Here is a 16,979-nt window from a genome sequence, read left to right as displayed (position 1 = left end):
GAATTAGATTTTATAAATAGATTAATGAAATCCCATTGAACACACCACTTTTTTATGCAGCATTTGGTTGAAAAATAAAAGATATTTTCTCAGCCTATGAACGTACACCTTATCTCCCGTTTCGTTATATAAATCGATAAATTTAACCGCCTCGTTAAGTCCTGCCGTTTTAAGCGTTCCTTTCACCTGATGAACAAACTCGGTCCGAGTTGTATTCATATTATCGTTTGCGAGATATCTATCTATAGTTTCTGTTGTAGTCACATGAAAGAAATCATAAATCTCAAGAAAGCTTTCAGCATTCATATCGCCTAATAGCAATGAAACTCGACTAGTAAACAATTGCATGAAAATACTATCTATCTCATTGATTGGCTTTGGCATTGAATAGTAATATCCTTGCGCTTCAGGAAAACCAATCGATTGAAGTACGTCGTTAGTTGTTTGATTTTCTACTCCTTCCGCTACGACATTACAGCCCTCACCTAACATATACCGAAGTAATGATACGACCAGATCCTTCTCTTTATCGTTTCTTTCTATATTACTGATCAAATCTTGGTCTAATTTAATTTCATCAAATGGTATACGTTCCATTCTGTCCAAATTTGAATATCCCTTGCCAAAATCATCTAAGGCGAATTTGACTCCTAATAGCTTTAATTGGGCGATATTACAGTACATTTTGGTTGTATCAATTTGCGAAACTTCTATTATTTCGATTGTAATTAAATCCAAGTCAATACAATACGTCTTTGCGAGAGTGACAAACTTTTCTACAAAGCTCTCAGTTTCAAGTACTTCTGGATCAACATTAACCGACAAGTTTCTATATGCGCCAACACTGATATCTACACTCAAAAACTTAAATACGCTTTCTAATACCAACCAGTTGAAGTGGACTTTTTTATCTTTAGTATCAATAAGGTGAAAGAAATTAGACGGCTCGATTATGCCTAATCTATCATCATACAACCTGCTTAATACTTCATATCCCGAGATAAATGCTGTATCTTGAATATTTATCTTAGGCTGGACGTATAAAATAAGATCCGATTCCAGTTTATTTATAATGTCTTTAGTTTCGTATTTTCTATCACCTTTATCAGAGTTTTTCCTTCTATCAATAATATCTTCTGAAATATAGGATTTAATGTCATTTTCTATATCCGATATTCTTTCTATAACTGAATCGGGAGTATCTTTTGGAATAAAGCCAACGAGGCGTACATCCAGATCGCTAATTGATTGCATTACAAAACTAATGAAATTTTGATCTAATGAACTTACTATATATACAGGGATGTGATTAAGTGAATGCTTTTCTAGGTAATTGAGCACCGTGATACCATCACCATCATCCATTTTCATATCTAATAGCAATAGACCAATGGAATCAATATTACTTTTTATTATTTCAATTGCACGGTTTCCACTTGATGCCCTTTCAATTTTGGTTTGTTCTGGAACAACATTTTTTAATGCTATTTCTAAAATATCTTGAAAAAACAATTGGTCTTCAACAATTAGTACATCTTTATATTTCTTGGACATTTAAACCACCTTGACACCCAACTAAAACTGAACAATAAAATAGTTCCTTATTATACAATGCACCATAGTACGTCATAATAAGTGATACACAGGTCTGCGTTTCATTGTGCACCTGGAAACCAATTGATTTAAGAAATTTTCTTACATTAGATCTTTTATTTTCGCTAATAAATCCAATAGTATCAACTTTCTTTGACAACAATTTTTTAGTTACCAAGCCTAACATGTGAGGTAATATTTTATTTGAAAGACAAAACATAGATATAACTTGGAGACAGATACCGGTATTCACACCGTATATAGTTGACTTAGCTGGTTTATTAAGGCTAGTCCAAAAATCATTTTGGGATACATACTTATATGTTATATGCCCTAACGGAATACCTTTTTGATCAGTGTACAAAACACAATATAGTATATTACCTTGCTCATCTTTAGATTGAATCTCTTTATAAGCTACTTTATTTAATTGAACGCTTTCGTTATTCTCCCATACGTTACACTTTTCAATAATTTTAGGTTTAAATGGACTAATAATACAATCTTCATTTTTCGACACAATATCGAAATAGCATTGAGACGCAGCTTGAAAAACTTCAATTTGACGCCTATGCGTTGGAACTATTACATTATTCTCCCAGCGACTTATCGTTACTACATCTAATCCAACCAAGTTATTATCATTATTTGTCACGATATTAACGAACTCATTTTGACTTAAAGAGTTTGAGGTTCGGAAACCTTTTAGTAGCCTACCAAAATCTATCATTTATAACAGTCACTTTACAACGTCATTTTCAACAGTGTTCGTATTCTACTCTTGATAAACTCATAGTATATAGCAATAAGGCTCCACTTTTGGAAGGGCAATGCTAATAACTCCTGGGGCATAAATCAAACACATCTAGCCCAACAGATAGAGAGACACATATAACCACCTATATTATTGATTAACAAATAACAATACGGAATTAATAGGCCAATTTAAATTAGCGTCAAGAATAACAACTTTATTTTATAAAAGACAACCATCATAAGTTATCAATGACATTCAAATTAAATTAAATTTTTAATCCCTATTTATACCATTAGATAAGAATGAATATGATGGCAATTACTAACAACTACACCATCGCATGCTCACTACATAGGCTATATCTTGCGTACTTCGAGTACTTGATTTCATTTTGTTAACATATATATGTTTTTATAATGAATTAACAGAGCTTTTACACTAGATGACATTAATCGAACAATCCAAAAGACCAGTATCTTTAAGATAGGCCCATCAACAACTTATTGGGAACCGTTGCCATGCGTCTAAACTCAAAACTTAATATAAATAATGCTGGTATTCCCGTACTTTCTTTTAAATCTGGTAATCAACTTATCACTGAGGTAACCGCGCAAACTGCCATTGCTTCAACAGTAAATAGCCATAGCTACCGTGATTCCAACCTAAGATTCAGATCAAAGTCGAAAACCAAGGCGGATAAACTGTATCAATTTTGTGGGGAGCAGTTGGTACAATCCACAATGCATACTAAAGGTTTAATTTTGGATACCGTAGCATAAAATCTAATCGACTCTCATAACGAGTGCCGATTTCGGTCAGCTAGCTAGTCATCCAATTTTTAGCATGAAAACGTATGTGATCCTCAATGAATGTCGCGATGAAAAAATAACTATGGTCGTAGCCATGCTGCATACGAAACTCTAGTGGATATTTTTCATATTCAACCGCAGTTAATAAATTGTCCGGCTTAAGCTGTGTATGTAAAAAATCATCCTTATCCCCTTGTTCAACAAGCATTGGCACCGGTGAACCTGAGAAGTTTCTCATCAATTTACAAGTATCATACTGTTCCCAGTTATCGCGATTGTCACCGAGATAATTAGAAAAGGCTTTTTGTCCCCAAGGAACCTTAATAGGATTTGTAATTGGACTAAAAGCAGTCGCAGAGCTATAGCGGTCGGGATTTCTTAGGGCAATCATTAGTGCACCATGTCCCCCCATAGAATGCCCACTAATAGCACGCTTGCTAGATACTGGAAAATGACGTTCGATCATATTAGGTAGTTCATCAACCACAAAGTCATACATGTTGTAATGAGTATTCCAGGGAGGTTGAGTAGCATTGACGTAAAACCCAGCACCTAAGCCAAAATCGTATGAACCATCTACATCATCTGGCACGTTTGCGCCTCTTGGGCTAGTGTCCGGAGCAACAATAGCGATACCGAGCCTAGATGCAACTTGGAACGCCCCAAATTTCTGCATAAAATTTTCATCATTACACGTTAATCCCGATAACCAATACATAACAGGTACAGGTTTCTCTTCCGTTGCATTTGGCGGTAAAAATATAGCAAAGCGAGTTTTACTATTGAGTGTTTTTGAATCAAAACAATATTGTTTGTGCCAACCACCAGCAACCTTTGATGCACTTACATTTTCTAATTCCATTTACTAAGCCTCTATCCTAGCGCCCCCAAACACAACCGACGGCGAAATTTCCTATTAAACCACTTTTTATTAAACCTAAAGCATTTTTGTTGAACCATAGTTATACGTGCAACGAATGAGAGAGTGAGCTCTTCCTCTTATCGCGTGGTTAAAGGTAACCTTTGTCTTTTCACCCTATTCTATGCGTGATGCATACTTGCAGCCCATTTCAACTTCAGTATAACGTTCCACTATCTAACTCCGCTTATAACTAAATATTGCAGGTTTATTGTTGTGATACTACTATGAATTTGAATGCAATTTTGACGACTAAATAACAAAAACAGCCTAATCTCTCACAAAGAAACGAAGCCATTAAAAATCAGATGGTATTGTCGCTTTTCGCTTACTAAAATTATAACCATCAGCCACAATAGAACGGGCTATTTTTTACTAAAAATAAAGAACATATAATTTGTCCCCTTAGCTCGATTACAGCTATGTGATTTAACTCCTTAATTCCTCCATAATTGCTTGATATTTTGCATCTATCTTATCGCTACATAGATCAGAAACACTTAAGCAGTTTATTAATGATATATATAGCTAACAAAAAGTCATCACTATTCCTTTCGCTGATGCTCATCTCCACATCTCCACAGTCCGCTCTCTATAGAGTAATTGAAGTGACCTCCCCAACGGATGCCGTAGAGTCTTATGGGATATCGATCGAACACGATAGTTCCGATACAGACTGCTTTTCTACCTATTGTGCTGATGACGCTTACGCATTAGCAGGGGAAACATTCAACGGTACAGAAGGCTTTTCTTATAAAGAAGAAGTGCCTTTTGCTATTGATAACCGGTTTTATTATTTGGATTACGATGATCTAGAAGACTATTGTGACGACGAATTGGGATACTCAACATGTGATTACTGGGCTTATAACCATTGGTATGGCGATATAGATAGCGATATAGGCGGATTGAAAAATGAGCGGGAGGCTTTTTACGAAGCTGATTACCAAACCAACAACACCGCGTTTTACGATGACGAGACGTTCACTTTCGTGCCAGACCCTGGAGACAACGCTCCATCAGAAAGCGATTACTCATATTATTTTGTAGAAGATACCGATGACAAAGTGGTCAATAAAATGACTATCGACAGCGACAACGAAGAATACGTTATCGGTAATACGAGTAGCGGTTATTACGCTTATGGTGATAATTATATCCGGATGTATCGTCAACGCGGGTACTACTTAACCGGATCCGAAGAAGTTGTCCTTGAGCCAGAAGCCGATACTAGTCTTACGTTTGCAGATTCCAGTGGAGAACAAAACATTATTTCTCAAATGGGGCAAACTATGGCTTTTGACTCATTTTCCTACAATGATCAAACTTATATAGTGGGCAGTGCTTCTGTTGCTACGTTCTACTATGACGATGATTATAAAGATTATGATTCAGAAAACACGACAGATAGCGATGACGAAGACGTTACAAACTGCGTAGATTACAGTGAGCCAGCTTTTTATCCCGAGTGTCAAAACTTTGGTTTTGCAACACGGGCCTTTATTTGGAACATTAGCGATGCGAACGGCCCAAACTCGGATGAAAACAGGTTTTCAGCAGTCGATTGGGAAACAGATACTGACAGCACTTACTATGACTACAATGACGATGAGGCGTCAGCGCAAGCAAGTATAAGAGGGGCGACCATCGCCAACGGAGGAACCTATGATTCACTCCCGGTTCTTGTCGGTTATAACACCGATATCGACGACGATAACGACAATTTTGTTATGCAGGCAGCAATATTCAGACCTACATCAACAACCAGTTTCAGTGTTAGCGAGAATGCATGGACGACGGTTTTTATAGAAGATGCTACCGTAGAAGTTGATGATTACTATATCCACAGTAACTCAGTTGTTACCGATATAAATGAAAACCTAATCGTCATTGGACATGCAAAGCGAGATGGTGACTACCCATCAGGCAGCGTATCAGACAACAGAATGTTTATCGCCGATGCTAATGATGATGAGCCCTCAGCAAGTTTTTTTAACAGCCAAGGCGAAACTATTTTTTTAGCAGTGCCGGCGGAAATGCCAATGCCATCAATGATTACAATGAGATAGTAGGCCAGGTTGATGCGGAGACAGCTGGAGAAGTTGGTGGCGATCAACGGGATCACCGTGGCTTTATTTATCCATACGACGACTCCGAAACCAGCTCTGATACCAGAAGAGCGAGATTTTCTAATCAAGCATGGTGGTTAGACGACCTTACCAATGGTGGTGACTATAGTGATAGTAATAACCACTTTCGTATATTCGACGCAAGTGATATCAACAACGCTGGTGTCATTTCAGCTACAGCAACTCAATGCTTTTCTGACGAAGATAGCGTTACTTCAATAGAATATGATTCCACCGAACATTGGGCTTATTGTAACGAAGGTGATGGCGATGAACGTATCGTTGCTGTCATGCTAGTACCTATTTCAGGTGCTACAAGTGACGATATTTCTGAAAGAGAAGACGACTCAACAACCACGTCACGTAGTGGCGGAAGTATGCACTGGCTAGTTACTTTAATCCTAACCTTATTACTGCCTATCCGCAGATTAATTGTTACTCATAAGCCAATGTTTTTAGCAAAGACTAAGACGTCTAGAGCGGGTTTCTAATCGTATTCCATTTAATCGTACAATTAAGCTACATAGCATGATGACTTAACTCAGCCTATTACGTGTTAAGTCATCATTGTCAATTATCTATCTCTTCCGATCTTAATCACTGTTATAATACCGCCTCTATTTTCTACGAAGACATCTTACTAATGTATCAACTCTCTTTTTCATTGAACCAATTCCTTACTCAATATTGGCAAAAGCAGCCAACGATCATTAAAGGTGGGTTTACCGACTTTCAGGACCCTATTACCCCTGAAGAACTCGCGGGATTAACAATGGAAGAAGAGATCGATTCTAGATTTGTATCCAATCTTAATGGTGAATGGACCGCTGAACATGGCCCATTTAACGATGCAAAGTTCGATGGTTTAAACGATTCTCACTGGTCATTCATTGTACAAGCAGCCAACCATTGGCATTCCGGAGTTGCGGAACTGGTAGAGCCATTTAAAGCACTGCCTAACTGGTTATTTGATGACCTCATGATTAGTTACTCAGTACAACATGGTGGTGTAGGGCCCCACATTGATCAGTATGATGTATTTATCATTCAAGGAATGGGAAAACGCCACTGGCGCGTTGGTGCGAAAGATATAGGTCAGTATACTGACAATCATAGCGTTAATGGCCTTAAGCAAATAGAGTCATTCTCCGCCATCATAGATGACGTTCTCGAACCTGGTGATATCTTATACATCCCACCAGGCTTTCCACACGATGGTTATGCGTTAGAACCCTCGATGAGTTACTCCGCTGGATTTCGCTCACCCAAAGAGCAAGAACTCATCAGTAATTTTGCCGATTATATCTTAGCCCATGATATTGGTGATGTTCATATGCATAACCCTGCCCTGGCTACTCAAGATGGATTCGGTGAAATTTCAGACAGCGACTTGAACACATTAACTAACATGTTAATTAAATCGCTGGACAACAAATCAACTATTGATGACTTTATGGGGTGTTTGTTAAGTCAATCACGGCACCAACTAAACATTATTCCAGCAGAACCCACATGGGATATGGATGAAATTGCCAATCACTTACACTCTGGACTCAGGTTTGAAAAAGTAGCAGGTCTACGCTCTCTCTACCATCAAAATAGCGAGAATACTGTCTATATCAATGGAGAGGTATTTCAGATACCAGTCAACCAAACCAAGTTAACGCGTGCATTATGCAACCAAGAATTACTTTATATCGAACAATTAGAAAACGCTTTGGATAGCCAAGCAGTAAATCTAATCCAAGATCTGGTAAATAAAGGGTATTGGTACGCAAAAGAATAAGTCTAGTATCAGGTAGTCAACAATAACTATTCGTTTTCATTTGAGATGCTTGACGTTTATCAACCTCTATACAATGATGTTATAACGCCACTTTCAGCACGAAAATTTGCTCAATCATTTGTGTGAATAACAACACTCCATCGGCATGGACGCCGATTACAAATAAGAATATAAACTTACTGTAAATGGGACTTTACTATGCTTTCACGAATCGGAATCGCTATCCAAGCACTGCTCGCCACTTCCATTTTTTATCTTGGTTATACCATTTACTCTTTTACCAATACCGTATCAAACGTTGTTGACTCCTACCCACAATTACTCAACGAGATTAATAATACCGCCACACAATTAAAACTCGAACAGTGGTTAAAAGTAGCGGAAGACATCGATGCTAACATCCCTAAAGCTTTGCGGTTAGTTGAAAAAATCAATAATACTGTCGAAGGGTTAAACCAAACGGCTCGCTCTATCGACAAGAAAGTTCCGTTGGTTTTAGATGAAGTCACAGTTTTACGTACGCAAACACTGCCATTAGTCATCCAACGCATAGATACGGTAACCAACACGACAATTCCCAATAGCCTATCGGAGTTAGAAAACTATCGAACAGATGTCATACCTTTTGTTGTTGCAGAAAGTAAGGGATATCGCACAAATACCATACCGGCAATGTTAAGCGAATCGAAGCAACTGCGTGAGGAAATTCCTCCAGTAGTCGATAAGATAGATGGCATTGTCGACAAGAGTGAAGAACTCAGTCGAGAAGTCGCAGAAGGAGCCGTTAAAGGTGTCATTCTGTCGCCTATTCAGATTATTCGAGATGCAGGAACAGAGATTAGATCGAAAGTACAAATAGACTAATAGCACCATTACAGTATTAGATCTCTTTTGTGTCAGGTTTTTATCTCATCGACTTAGTGATTCAGAAGCTTTTTGTCTCGTAATTTAGACTTTTGAGTCTTTTTAAACCGGATAAGTGAAAGTAAAACTTTACATTGATGGAAAGTCCTATATTATGGCGTTCGCTCTGTTAGACAGGGTTATTGATGAATATGTTTAGTAAAAGTAAATCCTCAGAATATCGCCTTTACGTTATATCCTTTGTTTTTTCCTTGGCTTCATAGTTACATTGAATAATTTAAGCTCTCAGCGCAACAGCAATTTAAATGAATTTATTAAAAGGGTATCACCATGTCAAAGACAACTGGTTCAGTAAAATGGTTTAACGAATCTAAAGGTTTCGGTTTCATTTCTCAAGATAACGGCGGCGCAGACGTATTCGTACATTTCCGTTCAATCGTTTCTGACGGTTTCAAAACTCTTGCTGAAGGTCAAAAAGTTTCTTTTGACGTTGAACAAGGTCAAAAAGGTCCTCAAGCTGCTAACGTTACTGCGTTATAAGTTTTAGGATTCGTGCGAGTAGCCTTATCGTTACTCGCACAATTTTATCTCTCCTTACATTTCCTTTTCTATACTATCCTAGCTATTTCTTTCGTACCCCAAGTATTCAAAATTAACATTGTATGCTTAGACTCTGGCCCGCATTTGAATTATTCTATACTGCCTACACAACTTATTGATTTTTATGACCAAAAATATTGATATTGAATTCGTCGTTGACCCAACCATTAGTTGCTTAGATTGCAAGGCTTGCTGTTGTCGATTAGAAGTCATGATTCTTACTGACACGGGTGTTCCAGAAGAACATATAAAAGTCGACCGTTGGGGAGCAGAAACAATGCGCCAATTAGACGATGGCAAATGCTCTGCATTAAATAGAGAAACCATGATGTGTACAATATACGAAAATCGCCCTTGGGTATGTCGAGAATTCGAAATGGGTTCTTTTGAATGCCAAGACGAACGAACAGAAGGTGGTATTAGCTAGATTTAAGTGCACCCTATGTTGGTCGATTTTACCATTGACGTTTTATCTAGTTATTTTGGTGTGGCTATTTTCTTTTCTTACTTTTCCTCTACTGTTTTTCCGTAAAGCTGACTCGACATCGCAAACCTGCGGCCAATCTTTGTTTTGTGTTATCTAGTTCAACGGTCACTGCAAAGGTATTACTCGCTGCGTCAATTATCGGGTCAATTATCTTTATTTTGCCCGCAAAACCTTCATCACTATTTGTATACAAGGTTACGTCAGCCCCTCTTTGCAACGAACCGTAATACTCCGCTGGTAATACGACCTCTGCATGCATTGGGTTTAAACTTACTATCTTTAAGAATGGAGTTTCATCTACAAACTCACCGGTTTCCTTTAATCGCTCTACCACCACACCTGATATCGGAGTTTTAGTTTGACGTTGAGCCAACCGCACTTTTGCTTCTTTCATCTGAAATACGGCAAGTCTTTGCTCTGTTAATACTTCATCATGTTCGTTTTCAGAAATTAGTTTCTTTCTAATAAGATCAGAATTTCTTTTCACTTTTCTAGAAGCAAACTCTAAGCGAGCGGTTACTGTGTCTAATGCAGCTTGTTCTACTGAGGAGTCTAGCGTCATCACAACCTGACCTTTTTTAACTTGGTCACCACGTTGTGGTTTTATAGATTTGATCACCCCTTGAACTGAACTGCTCAGTTCTAAGGTCATGCTTGGTTCCAACAAACAACTTAATTGCGCCTCATTTAACAAATCTGTCTCTAACGCAAAACTTTGTCGACTTAATACTGATGTCGTAACAACGAGGCTGATTAAAGCCAATAAAACATTTTTAGATATACGAGATTGCGTCATAACTACTACGTCCTTTGATTAGTAAATGAGAGAAGATCTTTCTTACTTTCGTCACTTCGAAGTAACGCTTTACGAACCCTTTCATGATCTCGCTCTATCCTTCGCTGGCAAATCCTTATACCCAGCAACAACAAACGATTCTTAACTCCTTCGAACATTGGTAAGTACATTATTTTACTTAACACAGAAGCCCAACGAGCACTTAATACATTGTCTTCTAACGATAGCATAACTTCATAGCTACCTTTATCACCCTGCCTCGCGCACCGGCCTCTTAATTGTCTATCTACTCGAGATGAATCATGAAGACCAGTAATAATGACGTGTAACCCACCTTGAGCATCTACCTCTTCGGTTAATTTAATATCGGTCCCTCGTCCTGCCATACTGGTCGCAATAGTAATTCTCCCAGCTTCTCCAGCTTGCGCTACAATCTCTGCCTCTTGTTTATCCTGACGAGCGTTAAGCACTTGATGCTCTATACCTCTGTTTTTCAAAATATCGCTCAAATACTCCGATGCAGATAAAGACTGCGTTCCTACTAATACTGGCCGAAACTGCGCTTGTAACTCTTTTACTCTATTTGCAATCGCTACCCATTTTTCGTTGTCATCACGAAAAACCTTCTTTTGTATCAATTTTCTTTGATTAGTTTTATGTGTTGGGACATCGACGACTGGTAGTTCATATACTCTCCATAATTCGCTCTTTACTTCTTCTGCTGTACCCGTCATACCTGACAAATGGTGATAATAACGGAAGAAATTTTGAAAACTAATACTCGCTAGGGTTTCTCTTGGCGCACTTATTTCACAACCCTCTTTGATTTCTATTAACTGATGTAAGCCTCTTTCCCATGTCCTATCTGGCATCATTCGGCCAGTATGTTCATCGATAATTACAATTTTTTCTTCATGAATAAGATAGTGTTTATCTTTCTCAAATAGAAGCCACGCGGTTAATGCCTGACGTATTAGTTCTAAACGTCTTATTCTACCTTTCCATAATGGCCCTAAATTCTTAGTAAGTTCCAAGGTGAATTTTTCACCAACAGTCGTCATCTCAATCTGTCTTTGCTGCTTCAGTACTTTATAGTGTTCGTCCACTTTCAAGCGGGTTATCAGCTCCATAGCTTGAGCATAGACTCGTTGCTGAGCCTCTTGAGGAACTTCTTCACCAGAAATAATCAACGGCGTATTTGCTTTATCTAATAACACCCCATCAGCTTCATCAACAACAGCGAAATGGAGGCCTCGCAACATTAATTTGTTGAACGGTTGTTCCTTCCTATTTGGTTGAATCCGAACGGCATGTAAATGAAGCGCATCGGTTTTACCCTTGAGTTGAATACTGTCTTTAAGGTAATCGAATGCTAATTCATTGTTGGTACAATATACGACGTCGCAAGCGTATTGCTGTTTTCTTTGTTCTACGGTTAATCCCTGAATAATAACGCCAACGGTTAACCCTAACCTTTCGTAGACGGGCATCATAAGCTCGGCATCTCGCGCTGTTAAATAGTCGTTTACCGTCACCAAATGGGTTGGAATCCCAGCTAGAGCAGCGGTCGCTACCGGCAACGTTGCCGTAAGGGTTTTGCCTTCTCCAGTCTGCATTTGGCCTATATTGCCATGGAGAATCGCCAAGCCTCCGATAACTTGACTGTCAAAATGCCACATACCAAGCTCTCGACCTGCAACTTCTCGAATTAACGCAAAACTTTTAACGACTAAAGCATTCGTTAATCCTTGTTGATGTAACGCTTGTTTCGTTTTTAACAACTCACTGGTTAACTGTTCGTCTGAAAGCGTAAGAAGCCCGTTTTTTTTGCGGTTAATTCGCCACAGCAATGGGCGGTAGAGAAGCGCAGAAGATCTTATTGGTCGCGTGAAAAACGAGGTAAGTTTACGCCACCAGCGAACCATTAAAACTTGTTCTTCTAACCTTTTTTCCGGCCTTTCCAGTACTGTGGCCGGCATTCTTTGTGGGCGTTTATACATCGAACTGCCTTAGGAATACTCGACGAATATCCCGCACCCAACGCCATATAACCGGTTCTGGTTCATGTTCGAACAATACATGTACTCTTTCGTCAAATCGACTTTTTAACGCCGTTGAACTGTCGAGCTCTATACGAAAATAGCTTTGATAACTTTGTAGATCCGACTCTCGATTAGGATCAAGAGCAATAGCGCCTCCCCCTTCGGTAGTAAGGATTGCACTAGGCATCTGCTGCGTAGACGCTGGAACCTGACGCAATACTGAACCGGTATATTCAATATTTGGCTGGGAAGCGAACCGAAATGTCACGCCCTTAGTTTGATTCCTGACTTGGTCAATATCATCCTCAGATATCATCACCGTGAGCGGTAAATTTTTGTAATCAACGACATAACCAAGAACTTCTCCTCGATTATAAAATCGATCAATAATCCCATCACGATTTGGGATAACAAACTCACCAGATCCGGTTGCCTTGAGCGTCAACCCTGACAGTCTTTCATTCGCTCTTTGAAGCTCTTTCTCAATAAACCTTAATTCTTCTAATAAAATATCCGCTCCACTGCGGTCTCCAACACTTGCTTCATAACGCGTTCTTGCTTCATTCACCTGAGCAGACAATACTTTTACCTGAGAGAGCAAGTCTGGTGCACGCATTCTTATAACTGGCTGTTGTTCAAAGACTCTCATTCCATCTTCAACCAAAACCTCATCGATAAACCCGCTTACAGATACTCTAACAAACGCCTCTTGAGGAACATAAAGTACGCCTTGCGAATAGGTTTTATAGGGCAACGGAACCACAAACAGACACACTAAAATTAAACTGAGAAATAACCCAGACACAAGAAAAATCCGGGGCCGTTTTGTACGCATTTGAGGATCAGTCATAGGCTTAGAAACCATTTTAATAATAGGCAAAAACAAACTGGTCCAAACGGACCAAAAAGCGAGCAACACTCCAACTACAAAATATTGAGACGCTACGAATACAGAGATAGCCACCATAACAAAAAGCCGATAGATATAGGCTGCACATGAATAACCAACTAACCATGCCGATTCAGATCGACTTCGTGATGTGGTTTTTAATCCTTTTATGCCAAAACCAAATCGCTTTAATAAATACGCGACTTGCTGATTGCCTCTGTTACCCAAATTGGGGATTTCTAAATAGTCCGCTAATACATAGTAGGCATCAAATCTCAATAAGGGATTACCGTTAAATAATAGCGTCGATACACCACCAATTAACATTACGTTATAGGCCATTGCTCGAACTAGACCGGGTTCAACTGATACCCAGACAATCATTGCAATTGCCGCCATGAGCAGTTCTCCTAATACCCCTACAGCACCTACTAACATACGCTGATATTTATTACGAAAGGACGAAGCCGCAGAGGCATCTACATAAGGAACGGGTATAAAAATTAATAACATGACCCCCATTTCATGAACTTCTCCTCCCCAGCGTTTTACGGCATATCCATGTCCCATTTCATGTACCAATTTAACGATAGGATAAACGAAAGCCATAATTAGTAAGTTATCGATACCCAGTACTTTATCGCTTAGGTTTTCAGTGAGTCCCTGCCAGTTAATAACGGCTAATGCACCACCAAATAAAACAATGCTTAACCAAAGTATTGCTCCAAATTTACTGAAGATAACTTTGGCTAAGAATGACGTTGAGTTCAGTACAGATTCAGGGTCAACTAATGGGATTTTTATACTCAATGGAGACTTGAGTTGTTGAAGAATCTTACTTTTCTCAAACTTATCTCTGCGACGTTGTAGCTGTTCTATGTCTGGAAGCGCATTTGTTTGAATAACATTTGCTTTATTGAGCTGAGAAACTAACTGAATCACTTCATCTTGTGAAGGTAGGTCATCCCCTAATTTTTGACAGGCAGAATCCCAAATCTGTTGTAGGGTATTCTTGCCATCCATTAAGCCGATAAGCTGATAGGCTTGAGGTGTAAAGCGCTGGAACTGCCCTGTTGCATGATCTTGCAATACATAAAACACGTTGTCTCGATAGACATGTCTATGTATAGATGCATGCTTTCTTAAGCGAACCTTAAGATTGGCAACTTTATACCAAGAATGACTAAATAAAGTGGCAGACATCGCGTTGCATTACCCCCACCATGTCCAAATTCGTAAGCGCAGCCACTCGAGTGTTTCCCGTGTCCATATTTCAACTAACAATCGATCGTCGACAACAATTTTGCCTACACCTTCCATACCGGGTTGCAATAGCGCAACGACACTCGCGCCATCACCTTGGGTCTGGCTTTGTTCTAAAATACCTTCAACAACAAAATAGGTAGATCCGTCTAATGATTCTGTAAGCGGAGTAATCTTACTTAATTCGAATTTAAACGAAAATTCAGGAAGGGCGGAAAGGTAGAGGTTGCCCGTTTGGTTTAACTTTACATCTGCTATCCGATTCTCTTTTATCAACATACGAATACGATAGCTATCAACCGGAGCAACCTCCAAAAGGCTTTCTCCTTTTGAAACAACACTACCTAATCGTTGACTTAGATCTCCACTCACTACAAGCCCGTCAAAAGGTGCTGAAATTTCTCCCCTCGCCAGTTGGCTATTGACTAATTCCAACTGCGCTTGAACTTGATCTGTTTGGGCATTGATAATGTTGATCTTCGCTCTATCTCGTACTGCCAGCGCTTCTTGATACTGCCTATTTAGCTTACTTTTTTCACTTAACCATTTGAGCCTTTCTAAGCGTAAATCTTTATCGTCCATTGAGACTAAAAGCTGCCCAGCTTTAACGTGATCGCCTGCTCTTACATAAGCCTCTTTTATATAACCATCGTACGGTGTCACTATCGCTCGTTGAGTCGCACTCTCTATGCGAGCGTCCGCTGACAAACGATAGGTTCCCACTGCGGTATATAAAAACCAACCCAATCCAATCAAACATATAACAAACAACTTTCTACCAAGGTAACCCACACCTAATAAACGACCCAGTTGGCGAGCACCACTGTCTAGGATTTTTCTTAGTAGAAATCTATCATTTAGTCTTTTATCTTCAAGCGCTGGAAAGACCATACTTGCAATACTTTGACCTAATTCGGCTTGCTCGCTTGTCCATGGCACATCTGGATTACCTTCCAGAACTAACGCGCCTTTGGTTTGCCCACCTATATAAACAGGTATCGACATAACGCACGCGTCACCTTGATGTTCAGATAGTTTTCTGTGGGCTAATACTACCTCTTGGTGAGAACCCTCATCATGCGAACCATCGCTTTGAGGAAAGCGGATGCATTCGCCTTGGTCTATACATTCATCCATTGTCTGTTCAATTGTTCGAACAAGATTCATGCGCTTTCCAAATTGAGTACTGTGTGACAGGTGCTTCAACCGCGAGCGATGATTTTTGTATTCCCCTAAGCTCACTCTGTCGCAGTTAAACAATACTGCGAGTTCGGTAACAAGTCTTACCGCTGCACTTGAATAGTTTGGTTCTGCAAGCACCCGCGCTAGGATATCTACTCGCTCAGCAATACCTGATTGTTGATTCTTTTCTATTTCAAGCCGTCGTTGATATTCGACTACCTCTAGGCCCGCACTACTCCACTGTACTGCAGTAAGTACCTTCTGCAATTCTGCTTGGCTTTTGACTTCAATAGCCATTGCGATAAGCGCTATTAAGTCATTATCTTGGTCTCTAAGCGGATAGACTAAAGCAAACATTTCACCGTTTTGACCTGCTTCTAGCGTTGCTACTTGAGGTTGTTGGCTAGTGGCTTGCGTATCACTTAAGGAGACTAGAGGAGCAAAGTAAGGGGATTGATTATTTAGCGTTGCGGCAGTGACTAAAACGCCATCAATAGGAATATTTACCAGAGCCGTTTTAAGTCCGTCGATCACATGGTGATGGTCGGACAGCCATTGTTGATAGTATTCGTTTTCGACATTGCTGACTGGGTCATTCAGCAGCTCGGAAAATGCTGGCTGACGTTCAGCCATACCGACCTGTTCTCTCATATTTAGTTATTATCCTTAACATTGTAAATACGGATTGTATCGAGTATTAATAGGTCGAATTAAACTCAAGCGCCCTAACTTCCACTAATCGACTGTTTTATCTATTGTTATAACCTAACTTACAGCATAGTGCCTACCATTCATTCTTTCCAGTTTGAAGGGTAGGCACTTATTTAAAAACAGTAAGCTTAAGGACATTAAACTCAATAATG

At 39.4% G+C, this 16,979-nt stretch carries 14 protein-coding genes; 7 read left to right on the top strand and 7 right to left on the bottom strand.

Annotation, left to right across the window (positions count from 1 at the left end; translation table 11 throughout):
• Positions 1-21: 21 nt before the first annotated feature.
• Both PGX00_RS21720 and PGX00_RS21715 read right to left on the bottom strand, forming a co-directional pair.
• Entirely contained in the window at positions 22-1,554 is a 1,533-nt protein-coding gene (locus PGX00_RS21720) for an EAL domain-containing response regulator (protein WP_272140503.1), read from the bottom strand.
• Positions 1,538-2,323, bottom strand: coding sequence for a hypothetical protein (locus PGX00_RS21715; RefSeq protein ID WP_272140501.1), 786 nt, complete (start codon positions 2,321-2,323; stop codon positions 1,538-1,540). The genes PGX00_RS21720 and PGX00_RS21715 overlap by 17 nt, the downstream gene beginning before the upstream one ends.
• A gap of 545 nt (positions 2,324-2,868) precedes the next feature.
• Between PGX00_RS21715 and PGX00_RS21710 the strand changes: the two genes are divergently transcribed.
• On the top strand, positions 2,869-3,129 hold the full coding sequence (locus PGX00_RS21710; protein WP_272140499.1) for a hypothetical protein: 261 nt from the start codon (positions 2,869-2,871) through the stop codon (positions 3,127-3,129).
• Between the two features lie 40 nt (positions 3,130-3,169).
• Here the strand turns inward: PGX00_RS21710 and fghA are convergent, their stop codons facing one another.
• The gene (fghA, locus tag PGX00_RS21705; protein ID WP_272140496.1) at positions 3,170-4,021 is read right to left on the bottom strand and encodes an S-formylglutathione hydrolase; all 852 of its coding nucleotides are present in this window, start codon (positions 4,019-4,021) and stop codon (positions 3,170-3,172) included.
• Positions 4,022-4,593: 572 nt separating this feature from the next.
• On the opposite strand from fghA, the gene PGX00_RS21700 reads away from it, so the two are divergent.
• The 6 genes from PGX00_RS21700 (at position 4,594) to PGX00_RS21675 (ending at position 9,884) form a co-directional block, all read left to right on the top strand.
• Positions 4,594-6,147 (top strand): DUF3466 family protein, encoded by a 1,554-nt coding sequence (locus tag PGX00_RS21700; RefSeq protein WP_272140494.1) that lies wholly within the window; start codon positions 4,594-4,596, stop codon positions 6,145-6,147.
• The gene (locus PGX00_RS21695; RefSeq protein WP_322107899.1) at positions 6,126-6,698 is read left to right on the top strand and encodes a DUF3466 family protein; all 573 of its coding nucleotides are present in this window, start codon (positions 6,126-6,128) and stop codon (positions 6,696-6,698) included. The genes PGX00_RS21700 and PGX00_RS21695 overlap by 22 nt, the downstream gene beginning before the upstream one ends.
• A 152-nt stretch (positions 6,699-6,850) precedes the next feature.
• Positions 6,851-7,993, top strand: coding sequence for a ribosomal protein uL16 3-hydroxylase (locus PGX00_RS21690; protein ID WP_272140493.1), 1,143 nt, complete (start codon positions 6,851-6,853; stop codon positions 7,991-7,993).
• 198 nt (positions 7,994-8,191) lie between these two features.
• Positions 8,192-8,857 carry a hypothetical protein gene (locus PGX00_RS21685; protein ID WP_272140491.1) on the top strand — a complete coding sequence of 222 codons (666 nt, stop codon included), beginning with the start codon at positions 8,192-8,194 and terminating at the stop codon, positions 8,855-8,857.
• A 330-nt stretch (positions 8,858-9,187) separates the two neighbouring features.
• Complete coding sequence (cspE, locus tag PGX00_RS21680; protein ID WP_272140489.1) at positions 9,188-9,397, top strand: transcription antiterminator/RNA stability regulator CspE; 210 nt, start codon at positions 9,188-9,190, stop codon at positions 9,395-9,397.
• Between the two features lie 184 nt (positions 9,398-9,581).
• Complete coding sequence (locus PGX00_RS21675; RefSeq protein WP_272140487.1) at positions 9,582-9,884, top strand: YkgJ family cysteine cluster protein; 303 nt, start codon at positions 9,582-9,584, stop codon at positions 9,882-9,884.
• 88 nt (positions 9,885-9,972) lie between these two features.
• On the opposite strand, the gene PGX00_RS21670 is transcribed toward PGX00_RS21675, so the two are convergent.
• Genes PGX00_RS21670 through PGX00_RS21655 form a run of 4 tightly spaced genes read right to left on the bottom strand, consistent with a single transcriptional unit; the run spans position 9,973 to position 16,767 of the window.
• The gene (locus tag PGX00_RS21670) at positions 9,973-10,740 is read right to left on the bottom strand and encodes an efflux RND transporter periplasmic adaptor subunit (RefSeq protein ID WP_272140484.1); all 768 of its coding nucleotides are present in this window, start codon (positions 10,738-10,740) and stop codon (positions 9,973-9,975) included.
• 5 nt (positions 10,741-10,745) lie between these two features.
• Complete coding sequence (locus PGX00_RS21665; RefSeq protein WP_272140482.1) at positions 10,746-12,740, bottom strand: preprotein translocase subunit SecA; 1,995 nt, start codon at positions 12,738-12,740, stop codon at positions 10,746-10,748.
• Positions 12,733-14,874 carry a peptidase M50 gene (locus tag PGX00_RS21660; protein ID WP_272140480.1) on the bottom strand — a complete coding sequence of 714 codons (2,142 nt, stop codon included), beginning with the start codon at positions 14,872-14,874 and terminating at the stop codon, positions 12,733-12,735. Before PGX00_RS21660 ends, PGX00_RS21665 begins: the two co-directional genes overlap by 8 nt.
• Before the next feature lie 9 nt (positions 14,875-14,883).
• The gene (locus tag PGX00_RS21655) at positions 14,884-16,767 is read right to left on the bottom strand and encodes an efflux RND transporter periplasmic adaptor subunit (protein ID WP_272140478.1); all 1,884 of its coding nucleotides are present in this window, start codon (positions 16,765-16,767) and stop codon (positions 14,884-14,886) included.
• Positions 16,768-16,979 lie beyond the last annotated feature (212 nt).

It is taken from the genome of Vibrio algarum, from assembly GCF_028204155.1.
GTDB classification, from domain to species: Bacteria; Pseudomonadota; Gammaproteobacteria; order Enterobacterales; family Vibrionaceae; genus Vibrio; species Vibrio algarum.
This window is presented reverse-complemented; position numbering and strand designations above follow the sequence as displayed.

What these genes read in the sequence shown, in the direction of transcription:
- PGX00_RS21720 (WP_272140503.1), bottom strand. Translation starts at nt 1,554, where the DNA reads ATGTCCAAGAAATATAAAGATGTACTAATTGTTGAAGACCAATTGTTT.
- PGX00_RS21715 (WP_272140501.1), bottom strand. Translation starts at nt 2,323, where the DNA reads ATGATAGATTTTGGTAGGCTACTAAAAGGTTTCCGAACCTCAAACTCT.
- PGX00_RS21710 (WP_272140499.1), top strand. Translation starts at nt 2,869, where the DNA reads ATGCGTCTAAACTCAAAACTTAATATAAATAATGCTGGTATTCCCGTA.
- fghA (WP_272140496.1), bottom strand. Translation starts at nt 4,021, where the DNA reads ATGGAATTAGAAAATGTAAGTGCATCAAAGGTTGCTGGTGGTTGGCAC.
- PGX00_RS21700 (WP_272140494.1), top strand. Translation starts at nt 4,594, where the DNA reads ATGATATATATAGCTAACAAAAAGTCATCACTATTCCTTTCGCTGATG.
- PGX00_RS21690 (WP_272140493.1), top strand. Translation starts at nt 6,851, where the DNA reads ATGTATCAACTCTCTTTTTCATTGAACCAATTCCTTACTCAATATTGG.
- PGX00_RS21685 (WP_272140491.1), top strand. Translation starts at nt 8,192, where the DNA reads ATGCTTTCACGAATCGGAATCGCTATCCAAGCACTGCTCGCCACTTCC.
- cspE (WP_272140489.1), top strand. Translation starts at nt 9,188, where the DNA reads ATGTCAAAGACAACTGGTTCAGTAAAATGGTTTAACGAATCTAAAGGT.
- PGX00_RS21675 (WP_272140487.1), top strand. Translation starts at nt 9,582, where the DNA reads ATGACCAAAAATATTGATATTGAATTCGTCGTTGACCCAACCATTAGT.
- PGX00_RS21670 (WP_272140484.1), bottom strand. Translation starts at nt 10,740, where the DNA reads ATGACGCAATCTCGTATATCTAAAAATGTTTTATTGGCTTTAATCAGC.
- PGX00_RS21665 (WP_272140482.1), bottom strand. Translation starts at nt 12,740, where the DNA reads ATGTATAAACGCCCACAAAGAATGCCGGCCACAGTACTGGAAAGGCCG.
- PGX00_RS21660 (WP_272140480.1), bottom strand. Translation starts at nt 14,874, where the DNA reads ATGTCTGCCACTTTATTTAGTCATTCTTGGTATAAAGTTGCCAATCTT.
- PGX00_RS21655 (WP_272140478.1), bottom strand. Translation starts at nt 16,767, where the DNA reads ATGAGAGAACAGGTCGGTATGGCTGAACGTCAGCCAGCATTTTCCGAG.